15 protein-coding genes are annotated in these 13739 nt (G+C 64.1%); 6 read left to right on the top strand and 9 right to left on the bottom strand.

The window, feature by feature from the left end:
* Window positions 1–3: 3 nt before the first annotated feature.
* A complete protein-coding gene (locus C2L66_RS07130; protein ID WP_060601110.1) occupies window positions 4–984 on the bottom strand; it encodes a glycosyltransferase family 2 protein in 981 nt (326 codons plus the stop codon).
* Between the two features lie 269 nt (window positions 985–1253).
* A complete protein-coding gene (locus tag C2L66_RS07135; protein ID WP_054934568.1) occupies window positions 1254–1442 on the bottom strand; it encodes a hypothetical protein in 189 nt (62 codons plus the stop codon).
* A 115-nt stretch (window positions 1443–1557) separates the two neighbouring features.
* On the opposite strand from C2L66_RS07135, the gene C2L66_RS07140 reads away from it, so the two are divergent.
* Window positions 1558–1788: a hypothetical protein gene (locus C2L66_RS07140; protein WP_035991036.1), complete on the top strand. Its 231-nt coding sequence runs from the start codon at window positions 1558–1560 to the stop codon at window positions 1786–1788.
* Between the two features lie 31 nt (window positions 1789–1819).
* On the opposite strand, the gene C2L66_RS07145 is transcribed toward C2L66_RS07140, so the two are convergent.
* On the bottom strand, window positions 1820–2284 hold the full coding sequence (locus C2L66_RS07145) for a hypothetical protein (protein ID WP_060602696.1): 465 nt from the start codon (window positions 2282–2284) through the stop codon (window positions 1820–1822).
* 143 nt (window positions 2285–2427) lie between these two features.
* On the bottom strand, window positions 2428–3759 hold the full coding sequence (locus C2L66_RS07150; protein ID WP_233444933.1) for an MFS transporter: 1332 nt from the start codon (window positions 3757–3759) through the stop codon (window positions 2428–2430).
* A 267-nt stretch (window positions 3760–4026) separates the two neighbouring features.
* Between C2L66_RS07150 and C2L66_RS07155 the strand changes: the two genes are divergently transcribed.
* The 4 genes from C2L66_RS07155 to cls all read left to right on the top strand — a co-directional run bounded on the left by C2L66_RS07155 (window position 4027) and on the right by cls (window position 7284).
* The gene (locus C2L66_RS07155; RefSeq protein ID WP_060601108.1) at window positions 4027–4896 is read left to right on the top strand and encodes a mechanosensitive ion channel family protein; all 870 of its coding nucleotides are present in this window, start codon (window positions 4027–4029) and stop codon (window positions 4894–4896) included.
* A gap of 281 nt (window positions 4897–5177) precedes the next feature.
* On the top strand, window positions 5178–5390 hold the full coding sequence (locus C2L66_RS07160) for a hypothetical protein (protein ID WP_035991042.1): 213 nt from the start codon (window positions 5178–5180) through the stop codon (window positions 5388–5390).
* 304 nt (window positions 5391–5694) lie between these two features.
* The gene (locus tag C2L66_RS07165) at window positions 5695–5958 is read left to right on the top strand and encodes a hypothetical protein (protein ID WP_035991044.1); all 264 of its coding nucleotides are present in this window, start codon (window positions 5695–5697) and stop codon (window positions 5956–5958) included.
* 63 nt (window positions 5959–6021) lie between these two features.
* Window positions 6022–7284 (top strand): cardiolipin synthase, encoded by a 1263-nt coding sequence (gene cls / locus C2L66_RS07170; RefSeq protein WP_060601106.1) that lies wholly within the window; start codon window positions 6022–6024, stop codon window positions 7282–7284.
* Window positions 7285–7701: 417 nt separating this feature from the next.
* On the opposite strand, the gene C2L66_RS07180 is transcribed toward cls, so the two are convergent.
* The 5 genes from C2L66_RS07180 to C2L66_RS07200 all read right to left on the bottom strand — a co-directional run bounded on the left by C2L66_RS07180 (window position 7702) and on the right by C2L66_RS07200 (window position 12875).
* Window positions 7702–8793: a porin gene (locus C2L66_RS07180; RefSeq protein WP_167352346.1), complete on the bottom strand. Its 1092-nt coding sequence runs from the start codon at window positions 8791–8793 to the stop codon at window positions 7702–7704.
* Between the two features lie 105 nt (window positions 8794–8898).
* Window positions 8899–9216, bottom strand: coding sequence for a high-potential iron-sulfur protein (locus tag C2L66_RS07185; RefSeq protein ID WP_054934572.1), 318 nt, complete (start codon window positions 9214–9216; stop codon window positions 8899–8901).
* Window positions 9197–9976, bottom strand: coding sequence for a Pr6Pr family membrane protein (locus C2L66_RS07190; RefSeq protein ID WP_060601099.1), 780 nt, complete (start codon window positions 9974–9976; stop codon window positions 9197–9199). The genes C2L66_RS07185 and C2L66_RS07190 overlap by 20 nt, the downstream gene beginning before the upstream one ends.
* A gap of 209 nt (window positions 9977–10185) precedes the next feature.
* On the bottom strand, window positions 10186–11703 hold the full coding sequence (locus C2L66_RS07195; protein WP_063803357.1) for an esterase-like activity of phytase family protein: 1518 nt from the start codon (window positions 11701–11703) through the stop codon (window positions 10186–10188).
* 263 nt (window positions 11704–11966) lie between these two features.
* Window positions 11967–12875: a formate/nitrite transporter family protein gene (locus tag C2L66_RS07200; protein ID WP_060601096.1), complete on the bottom strand. Its 909-nt coding sequence runs from the start codon at window positions 12873–12875 to the stop codon at window positions 11967–11969.
* Between the two features lie 180 nt (window positions 12876–13055).
* Between C2L66_RS07200 and C2L66_RS07205 the strand changes: the two genes are divergently transcribed.
* Entirely contained in the window at window positions 13056–13718 is a 663-nt protein-coding gene (locus C2L66_RS07205; RefSeq protein ID WP_060601094.1) for a J domain-containing protein, read from the top strand.
* Window positions 13719–13739 lie beyond the last annotated feature (21 nt).

Genomic DNA, 13739 nt, shown 5'->3' on the forward strand with positions numbered 1-13739 from the left:
CGCTCAGCGAAAGCGCGGCGCCGAAGGCGGCAATCCGCCGCGCCACCTCATTGCAACGAACGCGCGCGCGATCAACGACAGGTGATAGTAGAACCGCGCGTCGAAGCCATATGCATACGCATACGCATGCTCGAACGCCACGCGCAGCGCCGCAAGCGGCGCATCGTTCTTCGCGTACAGCGATACGACGATGGGCGCGAGCCTCCTCAACGCGAGCCGGCGGGCAGGTTCGAGCGACGCATCGAGCCTGAGTGCCGTCACGAACTCGAAGGCCGTCCGCGAAGCGGCGAAGGCCGAACCGCGCGTGCTGTGCGAGATCGATACATCGGTTTTCCGGTAGTACGACACATAGCGATGGAGGTAATACACCTGCGAAGCGGCAAGGCACAATTCCGAGCCGAACACGTAATCGCAGCACGTGCCCACGTCGTCGCGATAGCTGATGCGCTTCACGAGGTCCGCATTCGCCATCCAGCCGTTGTTCGGAAACATCTGCACGAGACCCGTGCGCCCCGGCTGTTTTTGCAAGCCCTGCGCGCGCGCCGTGCGATGAAAGTCGGCATTCAGCGCCGCGCTTTTCGACGTATCGACGTTGCCTTGCGCATCCACTTCGTATTGATCCGCGAATGCGACTTCGAGTTGCGGATGCTGTTGCCACAGTTCCAGCAGACTCGCGATGCCGTCGCTGGCGAAGTAGTCGTCGTCGTGAATCAAGGCGATCTTGTCGCCGCTCGCGCGTGCGAAAAGACTCGCGACGTTACGCGCCTGACCGAGGGACGGCTCGTTCTTCACGTAGCGAATGCGTGCGTCCTGCGCATAGCGCGCTTCGATCAGCGCTTGGGTACGATGGTCGCTCGAATCGTCGCCGATCAGGATTTCGATGTTGGCATGGGTCTGAGCCAGACACGAGTCCAGACATTCGACGATCAGTTCAGGCCGATTGCAGGTCGGGACGCAAATGGAAACCTTGCAGGATGTCGTCATTGTTTTCCGCTCGCTCCATTAAACGGATGCAGCGAACGCTTCACATTACGAAATCTTTCGCTGCAAGCGGAAAGGTAGATGAAGGGGGAGAAAAAATAACCAGAAATAATTCAGTAAAAAATGCGGGGCGCGTCCAGTCGAACGGCACACAATGCGTAGACCGCATCGAAAAACATGCGGCGGCTCTGCAAAATGTGCAGGCCACCGCATTTCTTGCCGCAAATGACCGCGCTCGCGCGCGATCTGGTACCAGAGCAATACCGGCCAAATCAGCCGACGGAAGGCTCGCCCTCGCCGGGCTTCTTGCCGGGCCGATCGGCGGGCGACCGCTTGCGGTCATCGTCGTGACGTTCGGGCATCTTGCTGTTTTCGTTGTCGCTGTGAACCGGGGGCTTGGGATGTTCGATGTCGCCGCCCGGGCTGGTCGTGGCTGCTTTTTGCTGCTTTTCGCTACTCATGAGACGCTCCCTCTGACAATGCCTGTCGATGATCGAGCAATTGCCGCTCCCGTCTCGCCATTGATAGACTCACCGCAGGCGCCAATCATTAAAAACAGCCTGACGGAGACAAACTATGAGCAAAATCGCGTTTCAGGATTTCGAACGCCAGGTCTTGCAACGCCACATGATCCGCGGACACGTATACGAGAATGCCGCGGCGCTCGTCGACCGCGCGAACGCGTGGCTCGCCGAGCACAACGTCGATGTCATCAACGTCGAAAGCCTGTCGACGTTCGGTTCTGGCGACGATACGAGCGTGAGCCACTGGTATTCGGGTATCCGCGTCTGGTATCGGGTCGAATAGCGTTGCGGGGCGCGCCGCGTGAACAATCGCGCTACTTGCCCGAGACCACCAGCTTCACCTTGTTCGCGCCCGCAGGCATGGCGGTGATCTGCGTGCGCGTTTCGCGCGGACCGATATAGAAGTGCTGGCGAGCAGGCGAATTCACGTCATGCGTGGCGTCGGGCAGGCACGAGGCGATATCCGCCGCAACAGCCTGCAACGCCGCCGTGCCCGATCCTGCGCCGCCGCTCGGCGTCCATGAGCATTCGTAGCTGCCTTTGGCCGCGCCGCATTGCGCGTCCGCGCCGTAGGGCTGCGCGACGCCTTTGCCGTCCTCCGGCGTCAGTTGGGAAAAGCCCGCCGGCGCCGCCGCGACGATGCGCTTGAGCGCCGTGCAGGGGTTGGGGGCGTCGTCGGCGTGCGCCGATAGCGGCACCGACGTCGCGCATGCGAGCGCGGTGATGATGAGCATCCCGTGGAGGGGATGGATGCGACGGGCGCGTCGGCTCGGGTGCATGTGCGTCTCCTTGGCATGGATGGCCGCGGAGCGTGCGTTCGCAGCCGATCTGCCCAGCACTGTGCAATGAACGCGCCTGATCGCTCTGGCGCGCCGCAAGCACCTGGCAGGCGCGACATGCCGCGCACAGCAGAAGCACGACGTCAGGCCGTCGCTTCGTGATGTTCTTCGCGTTCCAGCGAGCGTGTTCGGCGCAATTCCGGAAACAGCTTCATCCACAGCAGCGCGATCGCGATCGTCGCGCATCCGCCGACGAGCACGGCCGTTTGCGCGCCCCACCAGCCCGCCGTCACCCCCGACTCGAACTCGCCAAGCTGATTCGACGTGCCGATGAACAGCGAATTGACGGCGCTGACCCGGCCGAGCATGTCGTCGGGCGTGCGCAATTGCACGAGCGACAGCCGCACGACCACGCTGATCACATCCGATGCGCCGAGCGCCATCAGCGCAAGCAGCGACACGATGAACGAATGCGACAGTCCGAATACGAGCGTTGCGATGCCGAACGCGATCACGCCACCGAACATCGCCGCGCCGGGCCGCTTGCGCAACGGGAAATGCGCGAGCCAGATCGTGCCGCCGAGCGCGCCGACAGCTGATGCGGATCGCAGCAGGCCGAGGCCGAGCGGCCCGGCGTGCAGCACGTCGCGCGCGAAGATCGGCAGCAACGCGGTCGCGCCGCCGAACAGCACCGCGAACAGATCGAGCGACAGCGCGCCGAGAATCACCGGCTGGCTGCGGATGAAACGCACGCCTGAAAACACCGATTCGAGCGTCACGGGCGCGCGCGGGACGGGCTTCGTGCGCAGCGGGATCGTGCTGACGGCAGCGGACGCCAGCGCGAACGACAGCGTGCACGCGAGATACGCCGCGCCCGGCCCGATGCCGTAGAGGAGGCCGCCAAGCGCCGGCCCGCCGATCTGCGCGGCCTGGTTCGCGGAGGTGGCCCACGCGGTCGCCTGCGAGAGTTGCGCGCGCGGCACGACCCCGGGCAACAGCGACGCCACAGCGGGCGACTCGAACGCGCGCGCCGCGCCGACACAGGCGGCGAGCACGTAGATCACGGGTGCGCTGATCCAGCCGCCGAACGTGCCCCACGCGAACAGGGCGGCAGCCACGCATTCGAGCCCCTGGCAGATCGACGCGATGCGCCGCCGGTCGTAGCGGTCCGCGACCTGGCCGACGACGAGCGTCAGCACGAACATCGGCAGGAACTGCGCGAGGCCGACCAGACCGAGCGCGAATGCGCTGTGGGTGAGGGCGTAGATGTGCCAGCCCATCGCGACGGCGAGCATCTGGAACGACAGCGACGACAGTACGCGCGTACACCAGAAGCGCTGGAATGCCGTCTGTCGGGGCAGGCTGATTTCGGGTTCATGGCCCGCCTCTTCGACGAGCTTGCCGAACGCGTCGGGGGCGGTGGGGGAGGTGTTCGGGGCGACCTGTTCGCTGGTGTCGGCGGGTGGTGTTTTCATCGTTAGATGGATCGTCGTCCCATATGACGGGCACGATTTCCGTCGTGCATGCGCGCCTGCGCTCAGGCACCGCATTTGCACGCGCATTGGTGGAAATAGAGCAACGGAACTGGCGTGTTCTGTCGACGCTTCGTTCGGGCCGCCAAGTGTAGAGCAAGTCAGCCCCGCTTGCCGCGTCGCGCCCGCAGGCGTCCGGCATGACCCGTTACGCGGTATTACGGTGACGTTGCGCTGCACCTTTCAAACGACCTATATGAACGCTTGACCATGGATGATCTGCTCGCCCGTATGTTTCATCTGCAACCATCGCTGCTCGTATCCCTGACGCATGACCTGATGCATGCGGGCGTGGCGATTCTGATCCTGATTGCCGGCTGGTGGCTGTCCAACCGGCTCGGCGTGCTGCTGTCGAGGGCCATGTCGCGCACGCACGCGGACCCGACGCTCGCGCCGATGATCAACGCGATCGGCACATGGACCGTGCGCGTGCTAGTGCTGTTCGCGGCGCTCAGCGAAGTCGGCGTCGCGACGGCGAGCGTGCTGGCCGTGCTCGGCGCGGCCGGTCTGGCTATCGGCCTCGCGCTCCAAGGCACACTGCAGAATATTGCAGCCGGAATTATGTTGCTGATGCTGCGGCCATTTCGTGCCGGCGACGTGATCGAAGGCACCGGTGCGACGGCGGGTATCGTGCGGGAAGTGGGGCTATTCACGACGCGTATCGAGCGCAGCGACGGTAATGCCGTTTTCGTGCCGAACAGCCAGATCTGGAGCAATCCCGTGATCAATTACAGCAGCGGCGGCACGCAGCGCGTCGAAGTGAAGGTGGACATTGCGCAGCGCAAGGACGTTGCCTGCGCGATCGAGGCGCTGAAGAAGATGATCGCGAGCGATCCGCGCGTGCTCGGCGGCACGACGCTCGCGCCCGTCGTGACGGCAGCCGATTACCAGCGCGAGGGCGGTGCGGCGGTGCGGGTCGCTGTCTGGGTCAGTGGCGCGGACGCTCAACTCGCTGCCGACGATATGCGCGATCGTGCGCGGACCGTGCTGGAAGAGGCGGGCTGCAAGACAGCCGACGCTGCCCGCGGGCAGCGTGCGCAGACGATGCGTGCGCGCCAGTCTGAGACGCCTTTCGCTTGATAGCCAGCCGCCCGGCCCGCGCCGTTTGACCGGGGTCGGGCCGAAGACGCGCCTTATCATCCACATACCTCGGCCTGCGCCAATTGGCGTGCGGCACGCACCTTTTCATCGCGAGATCTGCCCGTTTTCTGAGCCTTCCCCCGCGACTTTGCCATTTTCCGAAGCCACACGGTGTGCACGCGAGCGTGCATTTCCGCGCTGGCATGTTGCAAAGCCGCAATTTGGCCTAGGTACAAACCCTAGTATTGAGATAAAATGGCGGCTTACAGGAAGAGATTGTCATGTCGCCCCGTTTTCAGATCTTTGAAAAAATTGCCTTTTCGCTGGTCGTGATGTCCGCCGTGCTGTGCTCCGGCTATATCGCGTGGGAAACCTCGCCAGGTTTCCAGGACGCAGTGCATGCGAGTGCTGCGGCCGTACGCTGGAGCGGCGACTACTCGTTCATCTGCGCATCGACGGCGACTAACGCCTGCGACCAGCTGCCCGTCGACTGACTCCTCGACGCCGAACGGCATACTAAGCTGGCGCGTCTCTCGACGCAGGCCAGCGAGCAGCGTCGCGTAATTTTCACTCCTTCCGTCCGACTTTTTTTCAACGCACCAGCCCGCCTTCCGGCGTGAGCTGCGTCCCGCCTCGAAACTGCATCGGGAATGCCGCTTGCTTTCTATAAGCGGCTGGGCTTCGTCTGTCGCCACGACACGCGGCCCGCGCCATCGACAACCGTCGTCGCAGCCCGTCGCGCATCTCGCTCCGGACTGCACGGTCCAGAACAATTCCGATGCATTCAGGAGCCGCGCCATGACGCCCGCCACCCGCTATGAAATGCAGATCCTGCAAACGGACATGCGCATGCTGATCGCCGTCGACGACACTGCAATCGAATTCATTCCCGGCACGTCGGCAAGCGGTGACATCGCGGGCAAGCCCTATGCGGTGCTGCACACGGATTCGCTCGCCACGCTGAGCGGCTGGCGCGAGGTGATGCAGGCAGGCGGTCGCCCGCATCGGCTCGTCAATACGGCCTATGGCTACCGTCAGGAAGTCAACAATCCCGACTGGTAAAGCCACCGTTGAGGCGCGCGCCAACGCGCCACGCTCCGGCTCCTCCACCGCTAAACGCGGCGCATGCTGACGATCCTGCTCACGGCCGTCGTCACGCTCGTCGTCGTGCTCGCGATCGCCAATCTGTCGACGGGCGAAAAGAAGATCGAGCACAAGATCGAGCGCCGGTACGGCAGCGACGATCCCCAGTTCATCCGCTCGATGGGCCTGCTGCTGGGGCCGCCCGTCACATCCGGCAACCGCTTCGAGGTGCTCGTCAACGGCGACGAGATTTTCCCGTCGATGCTCGAAGGTATTGCCAGCGCGCAGAAAACTATCACCTTCGAAACGTTCATCTACTGGTCCGGCGCGATCGGCGAGCAGATCGCCCGCGCGTTGTCGGAGAAGGCGCGCGCGGGCGTTGCAGTGCATGTGCTGCTCGACTGGGTTGGATCGCAGAAGATGGACCGGCACTATCTGCAGATGCTCAAAGATGCCGGCGCTGAAGTGATCCAGTACCACAAGCCGCACTGGACCGGGCTTGGCCGTATGAACGACCGCACCCACCGCAAGCTGCTGGTGATCGACGGACGCATCGGCTTCACGGGCGGCGTCGGCATCGCGCAGGAATGGACAGGACATGCACAGGACGACATGCACTGGCGCGATTCGCATTTTCGCGTGATGGGTCCTGTGGTCGGCCACATGCAGGCCGTCTTCATGGACAACTGGATCAAGGCGACCGGCAACGTACTGCATGGACCCGACTATTTTCCTGAAGCGGATGAAGCCGGCGATGGCCTTGCGCACATGTTCAGCAGTTCACCGTCCGGCGGCAGCGACGACATGCAGCTGATGTATCTGATGGCGATCACGGCGGCGACGCATTCGATCCATCTTGCGAGCGCCTATTTCGTGCCTGACCGGTTGACGATCAACGCAATCGTCGAGGCCGCGAAGCGAGGCGTCGACGTGCGCATACTCACGCCCGGCAGGCACATCGACACGCATACCGTGCGCGAGGCGTCGCGTGCATGCTGGGGACCGTTGCTCGAAGCAGGCGTGCAGATGTTCGAGTATCAACCGACGATGTTCCACGTCAAGCTGCTGGTCGTCGACGAATACCTCGTGTCGGTCGGCTCGACCAATTTCGATTCACGCTCGTTCAAGCTGAACGACGAAGCCAACCTCAACATCTATGACACGGCGTTCGCGTGCCGTCAGACGCAGATCTTCGCCGACGATCTCGCCAACTCCAGATGCGTGACGCTCGACGACTGGAACAGCCGGCCATGGACGAGGAAACTCGTCGATCGCGCGGTCGCGCTGCTCGATTCCCAACTTTGACGTGCAAGCCTGGGCGCATGACGCCCGCGCGATCCACGCGTGACGGCGCCCGCATGCATCGGCGGCGCGCGCTCGGGCGGATCGCCTGCGGGCGGCTCCTGGCTGGGCGGCGCGCGGTCCGGTTCACGCCCCGGAATGGGTGGCGAACCCGGGTCCGGATCGGGATCGTCGTCGGGTGGCGGCGCCGGATCGGGTTCGACCTCGGGTGGCATGGGCGTATGCAGTCGGTTGCGGATGCGAGTCGATGAAATGGAAAACACTGGAAACGCGGTCGGGTTCATCGTGTGGATCTCTCGGATGCAGTTCGATACACCGACGTAGTTCCGCAATGCATGTGCCATCCATGTCTAGCGTCGCAATGAATGTCAGGAGCAGGCGTCCTGCAAGATAGTTCAACGCGCACGATAGTGCATCGTGCTAGAACCGCTCGATCATCCCGATCTGTACGCCCCGAACGGGCGCCCCCGGATACGCGACGGGGATGCCCGTTACGTTCACGCCGCGCAGCGTGAACGTGGCCTGTCCGCGGTTTTCGAGGTCGGCGGCACTGAGATAGAGCAACAGCGCCTTCGACAACTGATAGTCGAAGGCGATGCTGAACTGGTCGGCGTCGTTGTCGCCCCCGCTGCGGTCGCGCGCGTGCGCGTAGCCGACGGAGGCACTCGCCTGCGGCGTGATCTGCCATAGGGCTGAGATGGAGAGCCCGTCGTCGTGATAGCGCGGCGTCCCGCCATCGCCGTTGAAGTACGCGACGAAGCCAGTAAGCGTGCCCCATTGGTACGATGCGCCTGCGAAGTTCGCGCGCAAGGCGCCGTCACCGTGTGTCTGCTGGTGCGCGTAGAGCAGCTTCATGCCGCCGAGCACCCACTCGGCCGTTACGTAGTAGCCGCCAATGCCGTTGCCGTCGTCGCCCGGATCGCGCAGCGCGATCATGCCCGTCGCGCTGAAGCCGCCAATGACCGGCGACAGATAGGCGAACGCGTTGTCGGTATAGGGCGTGATCTTCGACAGGTTGTTCAGCCCGGATGCGATCGTGCCCGCCCCGAACGCATCGAGCTGCCCCTTGAACGGAATGTAGAGGGGCGAATACTGCCGGCCGGCGCGCAACTCGCCCCACGCGCCGTGCGCGCCGATCCACGCCTGCCGGTTGAAGAGGCTGCCCGGCACCGAGAACGCGCCGCTTGCCGAATCGAAACCGTTCTCCAGTGTAAAGACGAGGCTGTTGCCATCGCCGAGCGGCTCGCTGCCGTGCAGGCCGAAGCGCGTGCCGCGATATGCCCCCGAGTCCATGCGCGCGACATAGCCGCTGCCGGGATTGGTTACTTCGATGCTGGTGTCGATCAGCCCGTAGAGCGTGACGGAGCCTTGCGCACGGGATGGCGACGCAATGACGAACAGACAGGCGAGGGCAAGCAGGCGGCACACGGCAGCGAGCGCGACGGGGCGTCGCCGGGAAGGCGGGAGAGGATCGGGACGCGGCAGCCGGCGGGACGTGACGGACGTTGGCATCTTTCGGGCGATTGTTATGGCGTCGCGAGGGCGCGACGCTATCGACGACACTGCCGCATGCAGATACCAGCGAATACTAACCGAACATCATCAGCGCGAGTCGCCTTACATGTTCGTGTAAGAGCTACACCAGCCGCCGCCCGCCACCTGCTTCGTCCCGAACAGCGTGCAGCCGCCCCATGCATCCGTCGGATTGCCCTGGAACAGCGAGCAGTTGTTGCAGGTCTGCCCGGCCTGGTAGGCTGGAAAGCGCGTCTTGTCGACTTTCGTGGCTGCGCTTACGTAGCCGACTGCTTGCGCCGCGGGATCGCTTTCGCTCAGCTTGTCGTCGGCGCGCGCTTCGCGGCTCGCGGCGAGCGCTGCGCACAGGCCGGCGGCGGAGCCGAGGCCCGCGACGATGAACTCACGCCGGGTGGTTGTCATGATCGGTCTCCGGTGGGCGAGGCGGTGCGGTGGAGGTGAACGACGGCATCGGCCGCCGCTGGTTGATCGCGGCGAACACGGCCATCAGCAGCACGAATGCGAGTACGAGCAGGCTCGCGTTGAGCAGCGCGCGTTCGTAGCCGAGTTCGCTGACGTCGATGAACGGATAAGGGTAGAAGTCCGATAGCGCGCCGCGCAACAGGGTCAGCGCGAGATAGCCGAGCGGGAACACCAGCCACGCCAGCAGATGGCGCAGCGTCAGATGAAAGCGCGGCACGAACAGCAGCCAGTAGAGTGCGGCGAGCATCGGCACGACGGTGTGCAGGCTTTCGTTGAGCACCATGCGCCAGCCCGACGGCGTCCACAGATGGCGCAGCAGCAGGTTGTAGGCGACGCCGACGAACACGATATAGCAGGTCACGGCCGTCACGACCGTGGGTTGCCGGAAAAAGCGCACGAGCGGCGGGCCTCGGCGCGTGAAGCACGCGACGCACGTGAAGCACAGCGCGCAGATGAAGATGGTGAGGTTGGTCAGATAGCTGGTGAGCCGTTCGATGCCGTCGATCACGCCCAGGCCGCGCGACAACATGCGATGCACGGTGATGTCCATCTGCGCGGCGAAGGCGATCCACGAAATCAGCGCGATCGCCATGGCCAGCGCGACGGACGCAATACTCGGCGCGTGCAGCGGCAGCTCCGGCTCGATGATGCCGGTGGGTGGCGTATCTCGGCGCTCAGCGGTGGAGACAGGCTTCTTCATGCGTCGATTCTATACGCGTGAAGCGGCGCGTGCAGGCACTGCGCGGGTCGAAGCGCAGCCGGGCAATCAGCCGGAATCAGCCGGATCATCCGGATCATCCGGATCATCCGGATCGGCCAAAAAAAGAGCCGGTCCGCAGATTGCCGCGGCCGGCCCGTCACATCGTCCCATCACGGTCCGTCAGGGACGCAGGAACTCAATGCACGATATCAGTGACCATGCCCGTCATGGTCATCGTCGTGACCATGATCGTGATCGTCGTCATCGCGGCCGCACACGTTGTCATGATCGTGATCGCGGCCGTTCTTCGATACGCCCGGCAGGCGCTGCGCGACATAGTCGGGCAGATCCGACGTGTCGATCGCGAACACGAAGAACTGGTTTGGGTTCGCGATACCCGACGGATGGTTCGTGTCGGTGACGGTCGCGATGAAGTCGTTGTCGTTCGCGACGTAGAGCGTGTGCTTCTTCACGCCGCGCACTGTCACGTCCGGGCCGAACGCGATGCCTTCGATCTTCGCGGGAATGTCGTTCGCGTTGTAGCCGTGGGCCGTCAGCGCCGCGACGATATCGAGGAACAGCGTCTTCTTCACCGCAAACGGCGCAAGTCCGTTTGCGCCGCTTGCCTGGCTCACGTCCTGCGCGCCCGTCAGGTCGATGCGGTTGAGCTGCTTGAACACAGCCGTCGAGTTGTCGCCGAGACCCTTGCCGTCGCGCTCGTCGACGAGCAGTTCGTGGTCGTTGATCGCGAGCACGTCGCTGATGGTCGGGTATTTGGGCTTGGCCGCCGTGCCGATGTTCGTCAGCTGATACGCGTACTGCGTCGTGCGGCCCGTGCGGATGTCGATCTTCACAATGCGCGTGTACGGGCCGCTGGTGCCGCCGTCCTGGATGAGCGGGCTTTGCATCGCGCCGAACAGCGTGGTGCCGTCGGGCGAGATCGCGAGACCTTCCATGCCCTTGTTCGCGACGCGGCCCGACGTATTGATGCTGATTTCGTTGTCGCCGACGGGCGAAAGCGTCGACACGGCGAACGTGTCGGGCAGCTTGTACGTGGCGATGCGGCGGCCGCTCTTGCGGTCGAAGCGATAGACGTAAGGTCCGTATTCGTCGGAGATGAACACGCTGTCGCCGTCGTTGGCGATGCGGATGCTTTCGGGATCGAAGCGGCCGTCGAGCGGATACGTCGACAGATGCGTCGGATCGAAGTTGTCCGAGCGGCCGGTGAAGTAGTTCGTGTGGTTGTCGCGGTTGAGCTTCGGCGCGCCGTTCGGCACGCCATACGCGGCGCCCGTGCCGTACACGAGGCGATCGGACGTATGCAGCAGGGTCGTGTCGACGAGCTTCGGCGTCAGCGTGAACGGCAGCGACGCACCCTCCGGCGCGTCCTCCAGGTGCAGGCGCAGCGTCTGGAAGCGGTTGATGTACGACGCGGTGTCGTCGATCGCCTTGTTGTACGAGATCGCGTTCGGGCCGCGATCGGGCACGGCCAGGAACGTATGGCAACCCGCGTAGCCGATGCCGGAGCCGAGACCGCCGAGCAGATTGCCGGGCGCACCGTTTTCGAGCTTGCCCGAGGTCTCTTTCGATTTGTCGAGCAGATTGCCGTCGAGCTTGCCGATGGCGATCAGATCGACGGAAGCGCGAGCGGCGGGTGCAGCGGCGAGCGCCGCCAGCGAGGCGATGGCACCGATCATGGTGCGGGTGAAGAGCGATGAGCGCAGCACAGGAATGTCCCTTGGAGGATCAATGCGATGAAAGCGGCGCCGGGCGCGTACGGCAAACGAGGCGGACGGGCGACCGGGCGCAAGGTTTCTTACTTTTTATTTCCGGGGACCGATACTGCGGGACATCTATGTCCGAATTGTGACGGCGCGCCCACGCGGTGCACGCTGTGTGCGCAGACGCACATTCGCATGCGCGGCCTCATCGACGAAGTCGCACTCAGACCTTTGCCGCATGAACGCTCACGTGGCGGCGTGAGCCGCGCTCAGCGCCGCTCGCTGATTTCCGGCGCGATGGCCGCATGATTCAGTAACGCGACCAGCGACATGCCGCCCACCACGTTGCCCGCGAGCGTCGGCAGCAGGAAGCGGCCGCAGTAGTCGGCGAACGATGCGTCGCCCGCCAGCACCGCATACGCGACTTCCGTCGATCCCGCGATGATGTGCGACAGCTTCGCCACCGCGACCACCCACGTGATCAGCACCACGGTCAGCAGGCGCGCCGAGCGCGCGCTCGGCAGCAGCCATACCATCAGCGCGATCAGCCATCCGCCCAGCACGGCGCGTACGAAGGTCGGAAAGGTTTCGGCGGGACCGATCGCGGAACGTGCGGTCTCATCGAGCGCAGCGACAATTTCGGCTTCGAACACGCCCGGCAAGCGCAGCATCGCTGCAAAAGCCCACGAACTGAGCAGATTGCAGAACAGCACGACGATCCACAGGCGCAGCGCCTTTAGCAGGCAGTCGAGATCGCGCCGCGTCAGCACGGGCAGCACGACAGTCAGCGTGCTTTCGCTAAAGAGCTGCTGACGCCCCATGATGACGAGCACGAAGCCCGTCGTGTAGCCGAAGCTCGATACGAGATGCCGCCACGGCGTATCGGGCAGGCCGGCCTGGAGAACGGCTGTCGTGAGAAACGAAAATCCCATTGAAAGTCCGGCCGCCAGCGACGACCATACGAGCGCCATGACCGTGCGCTCCAGCGCGGCTTCGCCTTCTTCGCGCACGATCTCGTGCAGCATCAGCGCGTGCGGGGCCGTGTGTTGCGCGGCCTGATCCTGCTCGTCCGCATTGAGATGCGGTGATTCCGCACCGGCTTTTTCCGGGTGATCGGGCGGCGTGGCGCGATCGGTCGTGTCGGGATGTCGTTCGTGCTGGATAGTGTCTTTCGTCATGGCCGCTCACTCGTGCGCTCGGTGCGCGCATCCTGTGGCGGTTGCAAAAAAGGTGCCCGAAAAACACGGACATGTCCGCCCTTTTTGTCGGACCAGCCTCGATTCGAGCGATGCGGAGCGCCGTGCTACGATGAACGCGACCGTCATCTGCAACCGTCTGCAAGCGAGACCCAACGCGACATGGCAACCCTTTACGCGAAGCTTGGCGTGTCTCAAGACGCCACCTCGGAAGAGATCAAACGGGCATACCGGAAGGCCGCGATGAAGTGGCATCCGGACCGCAACGCTGGACAGGAAGAAGTCGCACGCGCGGCCTTCCAGGACATCAAGGACGCGTACGCGATCCTCTCCGACTACAACCAGCGCAAGGTCTACGACGCCGTCTACGCGCAGGAGATGCGCCAATATGAGGCGCTCGAAAGGCGTCGGCGCGAAGTGGAGGCGGCGCAGGCGCGCAAGGCCAAGGCCGAGGCCGAGGCGAAGTACACACAGATGGTCGGCGTGGCCATGCGTTATGCCGACGAAGGCCATAACCGCGACGTGCTGTTCGGCGTGCTGCTCGGACGCGATTGCGACACCGACGTGGCGCAACGCATCGCCGATAGCGTGTGGGCCTTGCAGCAGTCGCGGCGCGCGGCGCAGGCCAATGAAAGCGCCGCTATGCCTGATGCCGGTTGCGCGGACCCCGTCGCCACGGCGACGTCATCACACGAACCCATTGTGGAAGACGCGCCTTCGCCACCTCAGCCCGCAGCAGCGAAACACGACAAGCCTGTGCATGAGCCACGCGCCGCAGGTCTGTTCGATTCGCTGTGGCAAGGCTTTTTCGGCGTACGCTCATAGCACGCCGCGATTTTCGCATCT

It is taken from the genome of Paraburkholderia caribensis, from assembly GCF_002902945.1.
GTDB classification, from domain to species: Bacteria; Pseudomonadota; Gammaproteobacteria; order Burkholderiales; family Burkholderiaceae; genus Paraburkholderia; species Paraburkholderia caribensis.

What these genes read in the sequence shown, in the direction of transcription:
- C2L66_RS07190 (WP_060601099.1), bottom strand. Translation starts at nt 9,976, where the DNA reads ATGAAGAAGCCTGTCTCCACCGCTGAGCGCCGAGATACGCCACCCACC.
- C2L66_RS07135 (WP_054934568.1), bottom strand. Translation starts at nt 1,442, where the DNA reads ATGAGTAGCGAAAAGCAGCAAAAAGCAGCCACGACCAGCCCGGGCGGC.
- C2L66_RS07180 (WP_167352346.1), bottom strand. Translation starts at nt 8,793, where the DNA reads ATGCCAACGTCCGTCACGTCCCGCCGGCTGCCGCGTCCCGATCCTCTC.
- C2L66_RS07145 (WP_060602696.1), bottom strand. Translation starts at nt 2,284, where the DNA reads ATGCACCCGAGCCGACGCGCCCGTCGCATCCATCCCCTCCACGGGATG.
- C2L66_RS07185 (WP_054934572.1), bottom strand. Translation starts at nt 9,216, where the DNA reads ATGACAACCACCCGGCGTGAGTTCATCGTCGCGGGCCTCGGCTCCGCC.
- C2L66_RS07160 (WP_035991042.1), top strand. Translation starts at nt 5,178, where the DNA reads ATGTCGCCCCGTTTTCAGATCTTTGAAAAAATTGCCTTTTCGCTGGTC.
- C2L66_RS07150 (WP_233444933.1), bottom strand. Translation starts at nt 3,759, where the DNA reads ATGAAAACACCACCCGCCGACACCAGCGAACAGGTCGCCCCGAACACC.
- C2L66_RS07165 (WP_035991044.1), top strand. Translation starts at nt 5,695, where the DNA reads ATGACGCCCGCCACCCGCTATGAAATGCAGATCCTGCAAACGGACATG.
- C2L66_RS07205 (WP_060601094.1), top strand. Translation starts at nt 13,056, where the DNA reads ATGGCAACCCTTTACGCGAAGCTTGGCGTGTCTCAAGACGCCACCTCG.
- C2L66_RS07130 (WP_060601110.1), bottom strand. Translation starts at nt 984, where the DNA reads ATGACGACATCCTGCAAGGTTTCCATTTGCGTCCCGACCTGCAATCGG.
- C2L66_RS07140 (WP_035991036.1), top strand. Translation starts at nt 1,558, where the DNA reads ATGAGCAAAATCGCGTTTCAGGATTTCGAACGCCAGGTCTTGCAACGC.
- C2L66_RS07155 (WP_060601108.1), top strand. Translation starts at nt 4,027, where the DNA reads ATGGATGATCTGCTCGCCCGTATGTTTCATCTGCAACCATCGCTGCTC.
- cls (WP_060601106.1), top strand. Translation starts at nt 6,022, where the DNA reads ATGCTGACGATCCTGCTCACGGCCGTCGTCACGCTCGTCGTCGTGCTC.
- C2L66_RS07200 (WP_060601096.1), bottom strand. Translation starts at nt 12,875, where the DNA reads ATGACGAAAGACACTATCCAGCACGAACGACATCCCGACACGACCGAT.